Annotated in this window: 13 protein-coding genes and 2 pseudogenes; all 15 read left to right on the top strand. The window is 52.7% G+C overall.

Going from position 1 to position 17,274, the window contains the following annotated elements:
* Positions 1-286: 286 nt before the first annotated feature.
* Positions 287-700: pseudogene (locus tag PKO02S_RS06630) on the top strand (flagellin N-terminal helical domain-containing protein); the annotation flags it as partial.
* Positions 701-4,345: 3,645 nt separating this feature from the next.
* Positions 4,346-4,621 (top strand): annotated as a pseudogene (locus PKO02S_RS33820) (flagellin); the annotation flags it as partial.
* Positions 4,622-4,697: 76 nt separating this feature from the next.
* Positions 4,698-5,078, top strand: a complete 381-nt coding sequence (locus tag PKO02S_RS06620) for a DUF8042 domain-containing protein (RefSeq protein WP_127580313.1) — start codon at positions 4,698-4,700, stop codon at positions 5,076-5,078.
* Between the two features lie 12 nt (positions 5,079-5,090).
* On the top strand, positions 5,091-6,335 hold the full coding sequence (gene fliB, locus PKO02S_RS06615; protein ID WP_127580312.1) for a flagellin lysine-N-methylase: 1,245 nt from the start codon (positions 5,091-5,093) through the stop codon (positions 6,333-6,335).
* Between the two features lie 91 nt (positions 6,336-6,426).
* The gene (locus tag PKO02S_RS06610) at positions 6,427-6,834 is read left to right on the top strand and encodes a flagellar protein FlaG (RefSeq protein ID WP_127580311.1); all 408 of its coding nucleotides are present in this window, start codon (positions 6,427-6,429) and stop codon (positions 6,832-6,834) included.
* 15 nt (positions 6,835-6,849) lie between these two features.
* Complete coding sequence (fliD, locus tag PKO02S_RS06605) at positions 6,850-8,742, top strand: flagellar filament capping protein FliD (protein ID WP_127580310.1); 1,893 nt, start codon at positions 6,850-6,852, stop codon at positions 8,740-8,742.
* A 19-nt stretch (positions 8,743-8,761) separates the two neighbouring features.
* Entirely contained in the window at positions 8,762-9,169 is a 408-nt protein-coding gene (gene fliS / locus PKO02S_RS06600; RefSeq protein WP_127580309.1) for a flagellar export chaperone FliS, read from the top strand.
* Positions 9,162-9,497 carry a flagellar protein FliT gene (fliT, locus tag PKO02S_RS06595; protein WP_127580308.1) on the top strand — a complete coding sequence of 112 codons (336 nt, stop codon included), beginning with the start codon at positions 9,162-9,164 and terminating at the stop codon, positions 9,495-9,497. The genes fliS and fliT overlap by 8 nt, the downstream gene beginning before the upstream one ends.
* 55 nt (positions 9,498-9,552) lie before the next feature.
* Positions 9,553-9,924 carry a hypothetical protein gene (locus tag PKO02S_RS06590; protein WP_127580307.1) on the top strand — a complete coding sequence of 124 codons (372 nt, stop codon included), beginning with the start codon at positions 9,553-9,555 and terminating at the stop codon, positions 9,922-9,924.
* 271 nt (positions 9,925-10,195) lie between these two features.
* Positions 10,196-10,393, top strand: coding sequence for a cold shock domain-containing protein (locus PKO02S_RS06585; RefSeq protein ID WP_127580306.1), 198 nt, complete (start codon positions 10,196-10,198; stop codon positions 10,391-10,393).
* A 210-nt stretch (positions 10,394-10,603) separates the two neighbouring features.
* Positions 10,604-11,170, top strand: a complete 567-nt coding sequence (hpf, locus tag PKO02S_RS06580) for a ribosome hibernation-promoting factor, HPF/YfiA family (RefSeq protein WP_127580305.1) — start codon at positions 10,604-10,606, stop codon at positions 11,168-11,170.
* Positions 11,171-11,424: 254 nt separating this feature from the next.
* Positions 11,425-13,932 (top strand): preprotein translocase subunit SecA, encoded by a 2,508-nt coding sequence (secA, locus tag PKO02S_RS06575; protein ID WP_127580304.1) that lies wholly within the window; start codon positions 11,425-11,427, stop codon positions 13,930-13,932.
* A 118-nt stretch (positions 13,933-14,050) separates the two neighbouring features.
* Positions 14,051-15,167 (top strand): peptide chain release factor 2 gene (prfB, locus tag PKO02S_RS06570; RefSeq protein WP_127580303.1). Its coding sequence is split into 2 segments (ribosomal slippage): positions 14,051-14,122 and positions 14,124-15,167, totalling 1,116 coding nucleotides; the frame shifts between segments, so codons are not numbered across the junction.
* A gap of 78 nt (positions 15,168-15,245) precedes the next feature.
* Complete coding sequence (locus PKO02S_RS06565; protein ID WP_127580302.1) at positions 15,246-16,124, top strand: YitT family protein; 879 nt, start codon at positions 15,246-15,248, stop codon at positions 16,122-16,124.
* A gap of 77 nt (positions 16,125-16,201) precedes the next feature.
* Complete coding sequence (gene argC / locus PKO02S_RS06560; protein ID WP_127580301.1) at positions 16,202-17,257, top strand: N-acetyl-gamma-glutamyl-phosphate reductase; 1,056 nt, start codon at positions 16,202-16,204, stop codon at positions 17,255-17,257.
* Positions 17,258-17,274 lie beyond the last annotated feature (17 nt).

The following is a 17,274-nucleotide window of genomic DNA, read 5'->3' as shown; positions in this document are numbered from 1 at the left end:
TGAAATTCATAGGATTGTTAGTTCGAGGATGGATCGGATCTGTCCAAGCTGCTATGATAACGCATAATTTCATCAATATAAATGAATTTAGCCGACTAAGGGACTCTGGCTTCGCCAGGGTTCTTTTTCTTTTTTACAAAAAGAATGGAAAATTACTCTTCATTTCATCTCGCCAAGTTTCGATATATACCTTAGGACTTTCTGACCGGTATCGGCCGATCGGTTCAGAGAGCTCGACAAAAAACCACATGGATGTGGGAAACGAACTTCAGGGAGGAAGTAAGCAATGAGAATTAATCACAACATTGCGGCGCTGAACACTTACCGTCAGCTGACCGTAAACCAAGGGCAAGGCGGCAAGTCGATCGAGAAGTTGTCTTCCGGTCTCCGCATCAACCGCGCAGGTGACGACGCAGCAGGTCTCGCCATCTCCGAGAAAATGCGCGCTCAGATCCGCGGTCTGGAGCAAGCACAACGGAACGCTTCCGACGGTATCTCCATGATCCAAACGACGGAGGGTGCTCTGAACGAGACTCACTCCATCCTGCAACGTATGCGTGAGTTGGCTGCTCAAGCGGCGAACGACACGAACGTAGCGGTCGACCGTCAAGAGATCCAGAAGGAAGTTAACCAGTTGACCTCCGAGATCAACCGGATCGGCAACACCACGGAGTTCAACACCCAGGCATTGCTGAAAGGCAAAAACGCTCCAGTTGTTGAATCCGCAGCTACGCTGAACACGGTTAAAGCCGGCGTTAAAGGTGTTGCGGTTGGACAAGTTTCCGCTCTGGAAACTGTCGCAACTTCCGTGAAGGTAGAATCCTCCTCAGCTTCTCTGCAAGCTTCCACTAGCAAAGCTACTGGCAGTGCTTCCGAGATCACAGAGAACACGCAATCGATCAAAGGTGAGAAAGCTACTGTTAACCTGTCTGTTGGGATCAGTGTGCAAGCTTCTGAGAACGGCACAGACCTGAACGGTAAAACCGTAACTGTACGTCAAGGTACGACGGCAAGCGAATCTTCCCGTTTGGAAATCGATGGTCAAGGCAACTACATCTTCACTATCGGGCAAACAAGCAGCGGCGACTCCCGCGCTCAGAACCTGGGCACCTTGTACAACGAAATGAAGTCGGCTATCAGCAACTATTCTTCGTCCACAGGCTTCACTTCCACGAACAAAATCTCGGTTGTTGAACCAGCTTCGCAAATCACGGGCCAACCGGTTACGGTTCCAGTTGCTGGCGACAGCGGTACCCTGGCTGACGGCGTTGCTGAGCAAAACGGCAACTACGAGTTCGAGTTGACAGACGTGTTTGAAGAGGCTGGCGACACGATCACGATCGGCGGTCAAAAGTTCACAGCTGTTCTGTCCGGTGCTAATGCTTCCAAAGGCGAGTTCAACATTGGGAACATCGAAGCTACGCTGACTGGTGGTGAGAGCCTAACAAAGACTAACCTTACTAGTATCGCAACAGGCTCGGTTGTAATTAATGTCGGGGGTACGGACTTCACAGCAAATAATGCTTTACTTGATGTAAACTTTGCTTCCACGGATGACATGGTTACAGCTATCGGAAATGCAGTTAATGGTGCAACAAAGCTTTCAGATGTCGCAACAGTTGCTCTGGAGAATGGCAAGCTTAAGATTACTGCCAAAGATCCTCAAACTCAGCCGATTACTTGGACCAATACTAGCGCAACTGCTGCTGAAGTGAAGGCGATTAACGATGCATATGGTATGAATACCGTTGCTCAAGTCACAGGTCAAGCTGTTGTTGTTGACACAGGAATGGCAGCCAATGCAAGTGCAGCAAACGACTTTGCGGGTGAGATTGCAGCATGGAATACAGGTGCTCTTAATGCAGCTTTTACAGACGGTGCTGCTGCAACTATTTCTTTTGGCGGGGTCACTGTTACTATCACTGGAGTCGATGACTCCACTACTGCAATATCGAATGCTGACTCAGACTCCGTAACTTTGAACTTGAACACAAAAGCTGGTGGAGCCTATGACACACTTACCGAGCAACTTGATAAAGTTGTAGAGGCGTTTGAAGCCGTTCAAGCAAAAGGTGGTTTACAGGGATACACCATTGAAAAGAATGGTACGAATAATGGATTAAAAATAACAGCTACGTCTACTGGTGCTTCCACAGCTGCTGTTACGGTCACTGGTGATCATGGTGCAGGTGCCCTTACTGTTGCTAATGCTGGTACCGCTGCTCAGCAACTGGATACCAATGGTGGTAACACTGGGGTAGACGCCATCCACAGCAACACTTCCATTACAATTTCTGTTGATGGTAAAGATTTTGTTGTAGATAGCGCTGCGCTGAGAACACTTAACTCTTATTCGGGCACTGTTAAATCCTTTAGCTATGATGAAGATGACATGCTGGATTTGATTAAGAACGCAACCGATAAGAATGGCTATAAGCTTTCTGACTATGCAGATGTAAATCTCCAAGACCCTGGTGTGACTGATAAAATTCAAATCACGTCCAAGGATGGCCAGCCTACTTCGAGTGTACAATTTACAATTAATGCTGGTGTAAGTGGTGATGTGGCTAGAATTCAAGGTGTTCTGGGCATCAACAATTTTTCAAGCGATGTTGGAGCTGATGCTGTATCCAGTAGCCGTTCTATCGAGGATCAGGCAAAGAGTATTGCCGCAGCTATCGCGGCTAACTCGACTTTGGGGGGAAGGTTTGAATATGCCAATGTAAGTGGCGGGACAATCAACCTCACAGAAACTAATAATCAAGCAACCGGGCAAGTATTGGATCAACTTTCTGTTGCAGGTTCTGGCGCAGACGATAAATTGGTTGTAACAAACAATGGTGGCCAAAATCTTAACACGGTTAATATCACTCGCGCACTTGCCCAAAATGCCATCGCTGCAACAACACAAGTTCAGTCTGATGGTGAAACTTTGGATATTTCATCTGGAACAAGCGCTAATCAAGCAAATCGTGCTAATGGCGTGAAAGTAGAGTTGAAGGCCAATACTACTAATGAGCTGAATGTTTCTTATAAAGATGGTGTACTCTCAATTAACATGGCTAACGCGACTGCTTCCAAAAACAGCGCTTCTAGCATTCAGTCAGCCATTCGTGACCTGGGAACAATTGATGGAATTGATTTCTCGTCTTGGACGGCTTCGTCAACTGGAACTTGGGATACGGACAACAAAGCAAATGACATCGAAGTTGCTGCTGCAACACTTTCCGGCGGTCAAGCGAAAATTGTTGAGAACGAACTCAGCGTTACAGTAGACAAGGGCAACCTTACGATTCACCTTTCCGCTGAGAGCGCTCGTGAGAACACGGCTGAGAAGATCCAAAAAGCGGTTCAAGCACTGGGTGAATTCCATTACTTCGATGAAAATGGTTCGTTCACTTCCATTGACTTCAGCAAGTATGAGTTCTCCGCTCAAGGCGGCTGGGACACAAATACGGTTGGTAACTCCCTTGTTAAAGACAGCGACACACTGGTTGGCGGTACTAAGGCAGTTGAAGGGAAATACTCCTTCAACGTCGACAAAGCATTCGCTGCCGGCGACAAAGTGGAAATCCACGGTCAAGTGTTTACTGCAGTTACTGGTGTTGCTTCCGCAGCTAAGGGCGAGTTCACGATTGATGCAGGCAGCGTAAACAACCAAGCTGCAAGCTTGATGGCTGCGATCAACCTGTCGTCCTTGAAAGACAACTACAGCGCATCGGTTAGCGGCAGCAAAATCACGCTGACGGAGAAAGTCGCTTCCGGTGAAGACCTGAAAGCAACTGACCTCGATGTTCGCGGTACCGGCACTCAAGGCGAGTACAAGATCGCCCAAGAAAGCCTGTTGACGAACGGCGCCAAGTTCATCCTGGACGGTCAAGAAATCTCTGTCTCCAACAAGAACCAACACGTTGGTTATGCGAATGGTACAGCTGTCAAAGAAGCTGCCACTGTAGCCGACCAAACGAAGGCTCTGGCTGACGCGATCAACTCGAACGCCAACCTGAAGAACAAGTATACGGCTTCCGTAGGCTCTGACGGTTCTCTGACCCTGAAGCAATCGGAAAACTTCGCGTCCGGGACGGCGCCAGCCGCTTCTACGAAGAACTCGCCGCTGGGTGATTTCCAAGCGACGTTCCAAATCGGCGCGAACAGCGGTCAAAGCATGACGATCACTGTAGAAGACATGCGTGCGAACGCTCTGGGTATCAGTGGCGACGGTTCCGTAGGCACAGTGAAGGCCAACAACGGTTCGGTAGCTTCCTATACCGCAATCGCTAACGTGAACAGCGGTTCCGACAACAAAAATGTCGAGTTCGCGCTGGATGTAACGACAAGCGAGAAAGCTTCGGCTGCGCTGTCCATCATCAACGACGCGATTGAGCGCGTCTCCGCTCAACGTTCCCAATTGGGTGCGTTCCAGAACCGTCTGGAGCACACGATCAACAACTTGGGTACTTCGGCTGAGAACCTCGTCGCTTCCGAGTCCCGGATCCGTGACGTAGACATGGCGAAGGAAATGATGGAGTTCACGAAACAAAACATTCTCTCCCAGGCCGCTCAAGCGATGTTGGCTCAAGCGAACCAACAGCCGCAAGGCGTGCTGCAGCTGCTCCGTTAATCGTAGTCTTCATCCCGGGGGGCTCTAGTATCGCTAGAGTCCCCCTTTTCTCTAAACTAGAAAGCGAGGAATCCTCATGACGACTAATCATCCCGAGCTGACCGACCAGACGATCGCCTTGACGGACACATGCTTGGAGGGTTTGACCCATATGCAGTCCCAACTCGAGCAAGGCCTTCACGAAGCGTCGCTCCGTTTGTATTGCAATGTGCTGGAAGCGGTTGTGCAAGTAGAAGCTTCCGTAAATCTCGTTCTGAAGGAAGAAGAGGAAGAGGGCCAATTGGACCGCTGGGCCGAAGTCCGCGATCAATTGAACGCTCGTCTGGCCGAGATGGCGGATTCTTTCCAAGCTTACCGCTGGAACGATATTCTTCCCCAGCTCCAACGCGTACTTCCTGAATTCAAGATTTGGCAGCAAACCGTCTATGAATATATGAGTCCAAAATTTTTAGTGTGATGAGGGATGAGCATGACGACGAAATCCAAGACGCGCCAATACCTGGTGCCTCAATATATGAAGGATTTCCAATGCATCGGTGCGGCCTGCGAGGATAGCTGCTGTATTGGTTGGCGTGTGAATATCGATGAATCGACCTATAAGAAGTACGTCAAGGTTCGCGACGAGCACCTGACCCCCATCATCGACAAGCATGTGACCCGCAATCGTTCGAATCCGACGCCGGGCAGCTATGCCAAAATTCGAATGGGCGCCAAAGGCGCGTGTCCGTTTCTCAGCGAAGAGAAGCTTTGCGGTATCCAAGCGAAATTGGGAGAAGAGTATCTCTCCAACACCTGCTCTCAGTATCCACGGATCAACAATGCGGTCAACGGCGAGCTGGAGCGCTCCGCTACGACTTCTTGCCCCGAAATCGCCCGCCTCGTTCTGCTGAATCCGAACGGAATTGAGTTCGAGCAGCATGAAGAGGAAGCGACGTCCCACAATATTGCGATTAAGTCGTTGCAAGCTGATAGCCCCGCCCATGTTCACAAGGCCCAGCACTACTTCTGGGATCTGCGCATTATGAGCATTCAACTGCTTCAAAACCGCTCCTACCGCCTCCATGATCGTCTTACCATGCTGGGCATGTTTCTGGGGCGTGTACAAGGCTGTGTAGATCGTCATCAATCGCATCAAATTCCGAAGGTCATTGAAGAATATACCGCTATCGTCGACCAAGGGTTGCTCCGCGAAGAGCTGGACAAGATCCCAACTCAAATTGCCGTTCAGCTTCTGCTGGCCAAAGGAATTCTCGACCAACGTTTCCCGCATGGAGTCAACAGCGATCGATATTTGAAGCAAATCACCAAGTTCCTGTTCGGGCTTGCCTATACAAAAGAGTCGACGGTCGACGAGTTGAAGGAGCGCTACACGGAAGGCTACGAAAAGTATTACGCTCCGTTCATGGATGCGCACGAGTATATGCTAGAGAACTATCTGGTGAATTACGTCTACAAAAACCTCTTCCCGTTCTCGGAGAAGGAAGTCCACGAGTCCTACACGATGCTCGTCATTCATTATGCGATGATCAAGCTCATGCTGATCGGGATCGCCCGCCATCACAAAGGCTTGAACGAAGAGCTGGTTGTCGAGTTGATCCAATCGTTCTCCCGTACAATTGAGCATAGCAGCGCCTATCTGGCCAAGGTGCACCAGGCTCTGAAAGACAACGAGCTGACCAGCATGGCTTATATGGCCATTCTCATTAAAAATTAAATTGACAGCTGCCCGGGGCCCTCTAAACAAAGAGGATTTATTTTCCGATATATAGGGTAATATGTCCATTCTTCGATGGGAGGCCGGAAGCATGAGTACGAATATTCCGATTGGAGGTAACGGAGGACAACCTAGACTCGATCCTACCAAGGGAGCAGACGTACCCGCATCGGCGCCTCCGCAGCCCAGCAAGATTCCAGATAAACCGCTTGTCGAGATTTCGAATACACGGGATATGAAGAAGGCCGAGTACAAAGGCGCGCATATCTCGATCAGCGACGAGCAGCTCATCCGAGCGATTGAGAAAGCGATGAAGCAAATGCAAGGGCCGGATACCGTACTGGACTTCTCGGTCCATGAGAAGACGAAACAGATTATGGTGAAGGTCTTGAACAAGGATTCAGGCGAGATCATCCGTGAAATTCCGCCTGAGAAGCACCTCGATTTCGTCGCCAAGCTCTGGGAAATGGCGGGCATCATCATCGACGAACGCAGGTAGAGGAGGAACTACGGTATGGTTACAAGAATCGGCGGTCTAGCGACCGGCATGGATATCGATACGATGGTATTAAAGCTGATGCAGGCGGAGCGTGCGCCGCTCGACAAGCTGAATCAGCAGAAGCAGTCCATTGAATGGAAGCGCGACAGCTATCGCGAAGTGTACAGTCAATTTCTAACGTTCCGGAACTCGGCGTTCGATATGAAGCTGCAATCCAGCTATCTCGCCAAACAAGCCACATCGGACGACGAAACAGCCGTCTATGCGAGCGCAACTGCGGCTGCCGTCGAAGGCAACCACGAGATCAAGGTCACGCAGCTCGCGAAGTCCGCCATGTTGAACTCGGGCTCGGCGCTGGGGGTAAACAACCGCTCGGCGACCATGTCTCAGCTCGGACTTGCCGCAGAATCGACGCTTACCGTTGCTGGCGAACGGGGCGTGACGGCGATTCAAGTGAAGCCGACCGACAAGATTTCCGATGTAGTGGCCAACATCAACAACAAAGCTCGACTTACCGGCGTCACCGCCAGCTATGATGAAACGCTGGATCGGTTCTTTTTCAACAATGCATTGACCGGAGCCGACTCCAAGATTGAGATCAAGAGTACGAATGCCGCCCTGCTCGACACGGTCATGAAGCTCCCGGGCTCGGCCAGTCAAACCGGGAAAGGGCAGACCATCACCATGGGCAGAGCTTATGCCGGCGGATTGTTGGACAGAGTTCTGACAAAGCCTGAAGGAAGCACTAGCCCTCTGCCGGATCAGAAGCTGCGCTTGGTCCACGACAACATGACCTATGACTTCGTCATCAAGGAATCGACCTCCATTGGCGATCTGATCGACAGCATCAACAGCTCGGATCTGGGGAAACTCGGCGTGTCCGCTCAATTGAACTCCGACAACAAACTGGTGATATTCAATCCGGATGACGACAAGCCCATTGAGTTTCAGGAGATTTCTTCGGGCCCTCAGCTGGATGATGTAGACCTGCTTGTAGATCTGGGTGTCTTGACCAGCTCCGGGACCAGTGCGATTACATCGGTCTCCAACCAGGACTATTCCAAGATCACGGTCAACGGCATCAACGCGAATATTGAATATAACGGAATCCCCGTTTCTTATAAAACGAACAGCTTCGAGATCAACGGCGTCAGCTTTACGGCCCGGAACTTGACCAGCCAGGCGGTGAAGATCTCGGTAGCCAACGATACGGACAAGGTATTTGCCAATATCAAATCGTTCGTCGACAGCTACAACGCTTTGGTCGAATCGGTCAACAAGAAAACCAGCGAAGCTCGTTTCCGGGATTTCCTGCCGCTTACGGCCGAGCAGCGCAAGGATATGAAGGAAGACGAGATCAAGCGCTGGGAGGAGAAGGCGAAGAGCGGCTTGCTGAAGAGCGACACGATTCTCACCGGCGCGCTCCAGAACATGCGCAATTCGCTTAACAATGCTATTGGCGGTTTGCCGGCGAACAGCCTCAATCAACTGCTCCAGATCGGGATCAAGACCGGGAACTACATGGAGCAAGGCAAGCTTTATATTGATGAGACGAAGCTGCGGAAGGCGATTGCCGAGCAGCCGGATCAAGTCATGGCAATGTTCACCGCGGATGACAAGGACAGGAATACCGATCGTGCCGACGGGCTGGCCGTGCGGATGTACGATCAGGCCGAACGGATCATGAATCAATTGAAGGAAACGGCCGGGACCAGCCTCAGCGGACCGACCGATTACCTGCAGGGCAAGGAGCTTCAACGGTTGGAGGATCGGATCAAGGCGATGACCACCCGACTGACGGCTGTGGAAGACCGCTACTACAGACAGTTTACGGCGATGGAGAAGTACATCAATCAGTTGAATTCGCAGAGCGCATGGCTGGCGCAACAATTCTCAACAAAGCAATAAGATGGAGGGGACCGGTCCCATGTATCAACAGCAAGCGCAACAAAGCAAGTATTTCGAGAACTCCATCCAGACGGCTTCCAAGGAACAGCTGCTCATCATGCTGTACAATGGGGCGATTCGGTTCTGCAAGACCGCCATCGAGGCTATGAAGCAGCAGCGTTACGATGAAGTGCACACGAATATTGTCAAAGCGCAGAACATCATCTCGGAATTTGTCATCACCTTGGATCGTAATGCTCCAGTTGCCGATTCCCTGCTTCAACTGTACGACTACTATAACCACCTCCTGGTGACGGCGAATATGAACAAGGACACCGCTTCAATCGAGCAAGTCATCGGCTTCCTGACCGAGATGCGCGACACTTGGGTGGAAGCGGCCAAGCTGGCCAAGACTGCGCCTGCACCTGCCGGAGTCAAGCATGTCTGAGGATTGGACTTGGCTGTACGAGACGACCCGTACGCTGGCAGAACGCCTGCCGTCGGCGAGTTTCGAGGAGCTGGTGGACTACATGGAGCGTCGGGAAGCCGTCATCGCTCGTCTGCAAGCGCAGCAAGCCGTTCCGTCTGAGGCAACGAAGCGTTTTTTCGACATCGCCCAGTTTCAACAGTGGGATCGTCTCGTTCTCGCCAAGCTTCGACAGATGTCGAAACAAGCCGAGCAGGAGCTCGGGAAACTGGCGGCCGGCAAGCAAGTGAAGTCGGGCTACGAAGCCTATTCGACTCAAACGAGTTTCTTTTTCGATTCCAAAAAATAAGGATACACACAGAGAAGGCCTCCTGTAGATTTTTTGCGGGAGGTCTTTTTATAACATGGACAACCTGGTGGGTATAGAAGATAATTGGAGTAAGGGAGTGATCGCGGTGAAGGAACAATTGGATTTGATTATGATTCAATTGAAGGAATTAACTCAAATTGTGACTGCTGTTCGAGATCGGCAGGATGAAACGGATGCCAAGCTGGAAGCGTTGGCGATGGATGTGCACGCTCTGCGAGGAGACATGACTCAAGTTCAGCAGGATCTATCTGAAGTCAAACAGGATGCTGCCGGCTTCAGAGAAGAAATGCAGCAATTCCGCAAGGAGACGAGAGCCAATTTCCGCAAGTTGGAGGGCCACATGAGTATGTGGGACCATGATCCGGACAATGCCATAGAAAGGATCGAACAACTGGAATCCCGATAAATTTCACTCATTTCCGCAGTCAAGCTCACCTGGAACTGTGAACAACAGCCTGTGGATAATGTGCATAACTCTGTGAATAAGTAATGAAAACAAGCTTTCATCTTGTTGACGTTTTGTAAATAGCCAAATTTTCTCGCAATTTCGACAAGCCTAGGCTATTGGAATCATTTGGACGAGGGGGCTTGTTTTTGAATTGACAGGATTTGACCGAGAATGATATATTCGAAATGTGGGTGACCACAGTTATTTGAAGATGAAGGGAATGTTCTGCATGCAAGGTAAAGTAAAATGGTTCAACGCTGAGAAAGGTTACGGGTTTATCGAGCGCGAAGACGGAGGCGACGTATTCGTTCACTTCTCCGCGATCCAATCCGATGGTTTCAAGACTTTGGAAGAAGGTCAAGCGGTTGAATTCGACATCGTAGAAGGCGCGCGCGGACCTCAAGCAGCTAACGTAACCAAACTGTAATCATCATCCGGCGTGAACCGCTGTCCAATAGATGGTTAATAGTAACGGTAGCTCACCAGCACCCCGGAACCCCGGGGTGCTTTTATGTGTGCGCGCTGCGCATGGCGACAAATGTCAGAATATTAATAAAATTTTGAATTATTATAAAGTTTTTTTGAAGGCTGTCCGGCAATATGATATAATGTAAGTACGAAAGGAGCTGTTTACGCTATGAATATTCAGATTCGTGGTCAACACATTCTTCTTACTGACGCGCTTAAAGAGTACGCAACCAAGAAGATCGGCAGGCTCGAACGGTATTTTGAAGCTCCTCCCACCTCAGGCGTCCATGTGACCTTGAGCGTTTCCAAAAATCTGCAGACAGTCGAGGTGACGATCCCCCTGCCAGGCGTGCTGCTACGCGCAGAAGAACGAGGCGAAGACATGTATGCTTCGATCGACCTGGTCACGGAGAAGCTAGAGAGACAGATCCGCAAGCACAAAACCAAAGCCAACCGCAAATTCCGCCAAGACGGCAGCATCAAGATGCTGTTCCGCGAAAGCTACGATGGTGTAGCGGCTGCAACAGCAGTACGCCATATGGAAGATGAGGATGAGCTCGAACTCGTACGAACGAAGAGGTTTAATTTGAAACCTATGGACATAGAGGAAGCGATTTTGCAAATGAACATGGTCGGCCACAATTTCTTCGTCTTCGCCAACTCGGATTCCGAGAAGGTCAATGTCGTCTACCGGCGCAATGACGGGAAGTATGGATTGATCGAGCCGAACGCGTAAGTAAGCCTTCCCCGCAAAACGCTTCTCCCCAAACGAACACATACTCGGAAAGCCTGACTTCGCCACGCGCGAGCTCGGGCTTTCTTCATGCTGCAGCGAAACCTCATGAAACGCCGCCCGTATGTATAAAATATGGATTGTTGCCACGCCCCGAGCAAACTGTTACAATTTATGCAAACCGTTTTACTCGTACTTTTCTATACCGAGAAGCAAGCTTGATTGATGCCATTCATGTAACGAAAGGGGTCTGGCCCATGTTAGGACTCGTGAAAAAAATATTCGGCGACTCAAACGACCGGGAAGTCAAACGATTGATGAAGGTCGTGGATTATATTAATGGTTTGGAGCCTTCGTTCAAGGAATTGTCGGACGAGCAGCTAAGCGCGAAAACCGCGGAGTTCCGTTCGCGTCTGGAGAAAGGCGAAGACTTGGACGATCTGCTGCCGGAGGCGTTTGCCACGGTGCGGGAAGCGTCTTGGAGGGTGCTGAACAAACGGCATTTCGACGTGCAGCTCGTAGGGGGCATGGCGCTCCACGAGGGCAAAATCGCCGAGATGAAGACCGGGGAAGGGAAAACCCTCGTCGGTACGCTGCCTGTGTACCTGAACGCCCTGAAGGGCAATGGCGCACATGTCGTGACCGTCAATGAATATTTGGCACAGCGCGACAGCACGGAGATGGGCAAGATCTATGAATTTCTCGGCATGTCCGTTGGGGTGAACTTGAACAGCCTGTCGCACGAGGCGAAGCAAGCGGCCTATGCCTGCGACATCACGTACGGCACGAACAATGAGTTCGGCTTCGACTATTTGCGTGACAACATGGTGCTGTATAAGGAGCAGATGGTGCAACGGCCGCTCCACTATGCGGTCATCGACGAAGTGGACTCCATCCTCGTCGACGAAGCGCGGACGCCGCTTATCATTTCCGGACAAGCCGCCAAGTCGACCGACCTCTACTACACAGCGGACAAGTTCGTAAATCGCTTGAAGGAAGAGGAAGACTACACCATCGACATCAAGATCCGTTCGGTGAACTTGACCGAGTCCGGCGTAGAGAAGGCCGAGAAGGCGTTCCACATCGAGAACCTGTTCGACCATTCGAATATTACGATCAACCATCATATCACGCAGGCGCTCAAGGCGCATGCAATCATGAAGCGCGACGTCGACTACGTCGTCCAGAACGAAGAAGTTATCATCGTCGATGAATTCACCGGACGTCTCATGGTCGGCCGTCGCTACAGCGACGGGCTGCACCAAGCGATCGAAGCCAAGGAGCAGCTGAAGGTCCAGAACGAGAGCATGACGCTTGCGACGATCACGCTGCAGAACTACTTCCGGATGTACCGCAAGCTGGCCGGCATGACCGGTACGGCGAAGACGGAAGAGGAAGAATTCAAGAAGATTTACGGGCTGGAAGTGGTGACCGTGCCTACGAACCGTCCGATGGTCCGTTCCGATATGCCGGATATCGTCTACAAGAGCGAGAACGGCAAATTCCGAGCGGTCGTCGAGATTATAGCGGAGCGACACAAGAAGAACCAGCCGGTGCTGGTCGGCACGGTGTCCATCGAGAACTCCGAGAAACTATCCGAATTGCTGAAGAAGAAGGGCATCCAGCACAAAGTGTTGAACGCCAAGTTCCATGCGGAAGAGGCGGAGATCGTGTCCCGTGCGGGTCAGCCGGGCTCGGTTACGATCGCCACCAACATGGCCGGTCGCGGTACCGACATCGTGCTGGGCGAAGGTGTAGCTGATGTCGGCGGGCTGCATATTATAGGTACGGAGCGCCACGAGAGCCGCCGGATCGACAACCAACTGCGCGGCCGTTCCGGTCGTCAAGGCGACCCGGGCTCTACGCAGTTCTACTTGTCCATGGAGGATGAGCTCATGCGCCGTTTCGGCTCGGAGAACATCATGGGCATGATGGACCGCATCGGCTTCGAGGAAGACCAGCCGATCGAGAGCCGCCTCATCACGAAGGCGATCGAGTCGGCCCAGAAGCGCGTCGAAGGCAACAACTTCGACATGCGGAAGGTCGTCCTCCAATACGACGACGTCATGAACCAGCAGCGCGAGATTATCTACAAGCAGCGCCGCGAAGTGTTGAACTCCGACAATATCAAGGAGATCGCGCTTGGCATGGTGATGCCGGTCGTGGAGCGCATCATCGCGGTTCATTGTACCGATGACCAAGTGCCGGAGGAATGGGATCTCGACGCGATCGTGGAGTATGCGAACTCCACGTTCCTTCGGGAAGACCAGCTGACCAAGGAGCAGCTGTGGGGCAAGGAGAAGGACGAGATGATCGAGTACGTCCAAGGCCTCGTCCGCCGGCTCTACGACGAGCGCGAGGAATCGATCACGCCGGAGATGATGCGCGAGTTCGAGAAGGTCGTCGTACTCCGCGCCGTGGACAGCAAGTGGATGGATCATATCGACGCGATGGAGCAGCTGCGTCAAGGGATTCATCTCCGCGCATATGGCGGCACGGATCCGCTTCGCGAATACCAGTTCGAAGGCTTCGCGATGTTCCAAGAGATGATCGAGCACATTCAAGAAGAAGTAGCCAAATATATCATGAAGGCGCACGTGGAGAACAACCTCGAGCGTCAAGTCGTAGCCGAAGGCCAAGCGGTCGACCACAAGCTCGAAGCCGAAGGCCGCCGTCCGACCGTCCGCGACGAGAACAAAGTGGGCCGCAACGATCCTTGCCCATGCGGCAGCGGCAAGAAGTTCAAGCAGTGCCACGGCAAGTAAGGCGCGACACGGATAATCAACGGCTAGGCCAGGGTCTGGCCGGCCATGGATAAGGCATTGGCCCCCTTTCCAGGGGGCTTCGTGCTGTTCCAACCAATCCTTGATGAGGTGAGCTAACATGCTGGATCCGGAAATAAAGCAGGATTTGCGCGAAGCGGCGAAACGACTTCAAGACCTTAGGGGGTCTCTTTGACTTAGATCTGAAGCTCGAGCAAGTCGCGAACTTCGAAGAGAAAATGGCGGCGCCGGACTTCTGGGACGACAACGAGAAGGCGCAGCAGACGATCGGCGAGATGAACGCGGTCAAGTCGGTCGTCGACGAGTTCCAAGGGATGGCCACGGAGTACGACGACATCGAGATGATGCTGGAGCTCGCCGAAGAAGAAGGCGACGACTCGATGGCGGGCGACCTCACCGCGGCGATCAAGGCCCTGTATGAGAAGCTCGAAGGCTTCCAGCTTAAGCTGCTGCTCAGCCAGCCCTACGACAAGCTGAACGCCATCCTCGAGCTTCACCCGGGTGCGGGCGGCACCGAGTCGCAAGACTGGGCCGACATGCTGCTCCGCATGTACCGGAGGTACGCGGAGAAGAGCGGCTTCAAGGTCGAGGTGCTCGACTACTTGCCGGGCGATGAAGCGGGCGTGAAGAGCGTCACGCTGCTCATCAAGGGCTACAACGCCTACGGGTACTTGAAGGCCGAGAAGGGCGTCCACCGTCTCGTGCGCATCTCGCCCTTCGACGCCTCCGGTCGCCGCCATACGTCGTTCGTCTCCTGCGACGTCGTACCGGAGATCGAGGACGACGTCGAGGTTGACATCCGGACGGAAGACCTTAAGGTCGACACGTACCGGTCGAGCGGCGCCGGCGGGCAACACATCAACACGACCGACTCCGCAGTCCGGATCACGCACATGCCATCCGGCATCGTCGTGACGTGCCAGACCGAGCGGTCGCAGATCAAGAACCGCGAGCGCGCGATGAAGATGCTCCGCTCGAAGCTGTACGAGAAGAAGATCGAGGAGCAGCTGAAGCACCTCGCCGAGATTCGCGGCGACCAGTCGGACATCGCCTGGGGCAGTCAGATCCGCTCGTACGTGTTCCACCCGTACAGCATGGTCAAGGACCACCGGACGCTGGCCGAGACCGGCAACGTGCAAGCGGTCATGGACGGCGAGCTGAACCCGTTCATCGACGCTTACCTGCGGGCGCAGATAAATCCAGGCCACCCTTCATAATTCGCGGGCATACAGCTTATCCTACATACAGAGTGTAGGATATTCTTTTTTTGCCGGAAGGAGGGGATCTTTATCAACATGAGAAAGAAGAGCGAGCGCCGCAAAAAGCCGTGGATTCGCCTGGGCAGTCCGCTCCACCACGTGTTCGAGTACGCGCTGCTCCTCGCAGGCAGCTTCCTGATCGCGTTCAGCTTCAACGTGTTCCTGAACCCGAACCAAATCGCGTCCGGCGGCATCTCCGGCATCTCGACGATCATCCAGGACTTGCTCGGCATCGAGCCGGCGATCGTGCAGTGGATCCTAAACATTCCGCTATTCATTCTGGGTCTGCTGCTGCTAGGCGGCCAGTTCGGCATGAAGACTGCGGTAGGCTCGGTGGTGCTGCCATTTTTCGTGCTGCTGACCCGAGAGATTGAGCCGTTGACGAATAACGATATTCTAGCTACCATATACGGGGGAATCGGTGTCGGAGCGGGGCTCGGCATTGTCTTCCGCGGGCGCGCGTCGACCGGCGGACTGGACTTGGCGGCGCAGCTGCTGCATAAATACACAGGCATTGGCTACGGACTCGCAATCGCCCTATTCGACGGCGCCGTGATTGTCACGGCGGGTATTATTTTTACACCGGAAAAAGCATTGCTGGCCCTCATCGGCCTGTTTGTGACCACCAAAACGATCGACGTCGTTCAATTGGGCTTCCGTTATACGAAGGTGGCCTTCATCATCACGCGCGAAACGGCGAGTATCCGTCAGGCGGTGCTCTACGATCTCGACCGGGGCTTGACCGAATTGTCGGCACACGGGGGGTATACGGGAGAAGCGCGGCCGGTCCTCATGGTCGTAGTCAGCCAGACGGAAGTGACGCGGCTCAAGGCGCTGGTGAAGTCGATCGACCCGGGGGCGTTTGTCATTTTGGCGGATGCGACGGAAGTGTTGGGCGAAGGGTTCAAGCAGTAAAAAGCAGTAAATTTTCCGTTGAATTAATATTCTTCTAGCCGTATAATAATACATATGTTTTGAGGAGGTACGGACTTATGCCAAATTCGAAAGTAAGAGCCGCCATCTTAGGAGCGACCGGTTACGGCGGCGTGGAGCTCATTCGTTTCTTATTGAATCACCCTAACGTGGAGATCGGCATGGTGCTGTCTTCGTCCAACGCGGGGGCGCCGATTGCCGAAGGGTATCCCCACCTGAACCAGATCGTGCTGGAGCGGCTGGAAGCGATCGATGTCGACGTGATCAAGCAGAAGGCGGACGTTATTTTCCTGGCGGCGCCGCATGGGGTCAGTACGGAACTGACGCCGCAACTGCTCGATGCAGGGCTGAAGGTAATCGACGTTTCCGGTGACTATCGACTGAAGAACGGCGAAATTTACGAGAAATGGTATAAACACAAACCGGCGGATCCGGCGTACCTCGAGAAATCGGTGTATGGCTTGTGCGAGGTGTTCGGCGACGATGTGCATGGTGCGGACCTGATTGCCAATCCGGGCTGCTACCCTACAGCAACGACCCTCGCGCTGGTGCCTCTGGTAAAAGCGGGCTGGATCGACAACAACTCTATCATCGTTGACGCTAAAACAGGAGTTTCGGGAGCCGGCCGGGGGCTTGGCTTAACGTATCATTTTTCCGAAATCAATGAAAACATGCTCGCTTACAAAGTGAATAAGCACCAGCATACGCCGGAGATCGAGCAAGTGCTGACGCAAGTGGGCGGCGGAGAAGACATTACGATTACGTTCACAGCGCATCTGATTCCGATCACGCGGGGCATCCTGGCTACATGCTATGCAACGCTTAGCGAGAAGCGGACCGAAGAAGAGGTGTTCGAGCTGTTCCGGCAGTTTTATGAAGGCCGTCGGTTCGTGCGGATTCGGGAGAAGGGCAAATACCCGGCGACGAAGGAAGTGCTGGGCTCCAACTATTGCGATATCGGCATCTCCGTGGACGAGCGGACGAATCGCGTAACGGTGGTGTCGGTCATCGATAACCTGGTGAAGGGCGCGGCCGGGCAAGCGGTGCAAAACTTGAACCTGATGATGGGCTGGGACGAAACAACCGGGCTGCAGCTGTCTCCGGTTTATCCATAAATTGTGAAGAGGATTGG

Source organism: Paenibacillus koleovorans NBRC 103111 (assembly GCF_004000845.1).
GTDB classification, from domain to species: domain Bacteria; phylum Bacillota; class Bacilli; order Paenibacillales; family NBRC-103111; genus Paenibacillus_AA; species Paenibacillus_AA koleovorans.
The sequence above is the reverse complement of the archived record's forward strand: the minus strand, read 5'-3'. Positions and strand labels throughout refer to the sequence as shown.

Bases quoted from the DNA above. Each gene is read 5' to 3' on its own strand.
- hpf (WP_127580305.1), top strand. From the start codon at position 10,604: ATGAATATTCAGATTCGTGGTCAACACATTCTTCTTACTGACGCGCTT.
- PKO02S_RS06610 (WP_127580311.1), top strand. From the start codon at position 6,427: ATGAGTACGAATATTCCGATTGGAGGTAACGGAGGACAACCTAGACTC.
- PKO02S_RS06565 (WP_127580302.1), top strand. From the start codon at position 15,246: ATGAGAAAGAAGAGCGAGCGCCGCAAAAAGCCGTGGATTCGCCTGGGC.
- fliB (WP_127580312.1), top strand. From the start codon at position 5,091: ATGACGACGAAATCCAAGACGCGCCAATACCTGGTGCCTCAATATATG.
- PKO02S_RS06585 (WP_127580306.1), top strand. From the start codon at position 10,196: ATGCAAGGTAAAGTAAAATGGTTCAACGCTGAGAAAGGTTACGGGTTT.
- fliS (WP_127580309.1), top strand. From the start codon at position 8,762: ATGTATCAACAGCAAGCGCAACAAAGCAAGTATTTCGAGAACTCCATC.
- argC (WP_127580301.1), top strand. From the start codon at position 16,202: ATGCCAAATTCGAAAGTAAGAGCCGCCATCTTAGGAGCGACCGGTTAC.
- secA (WP_127580304.1), top strand. From the start codon at position 11,425: ATGTTAGGACTCGTGAAAAAAATATTCGGCGACTCAAACGACCGGGAA.
- fliD (WP_127580310.1), top strand. From the start codon at position 6,850: ATGGTTACAAGAATCGGCGGTCTAGCGACCGGCATGGATATCGATACG.
- PKO02S_RS06620 (WP_127580313.1), top strand. From the start codon at position 4,698: ATGACGACTAATCATCCCGAGCTGACCGACCAGACGATCGCCTTGACG.
- fliT (WP_127580308.1), top strand. From the start codon at position 9,162: ATGTCTGAGGATTGGACTTGGCTGTACGAGACGACCCGTACGCTGGCA.
- PKO02S_RS06590 (WP_127580307.1), top strand. From the start codon at position 9,553: ATGGACAACCTGGTGGGTATAGAAGATAATTGGAGTAAGGGAGTGATC.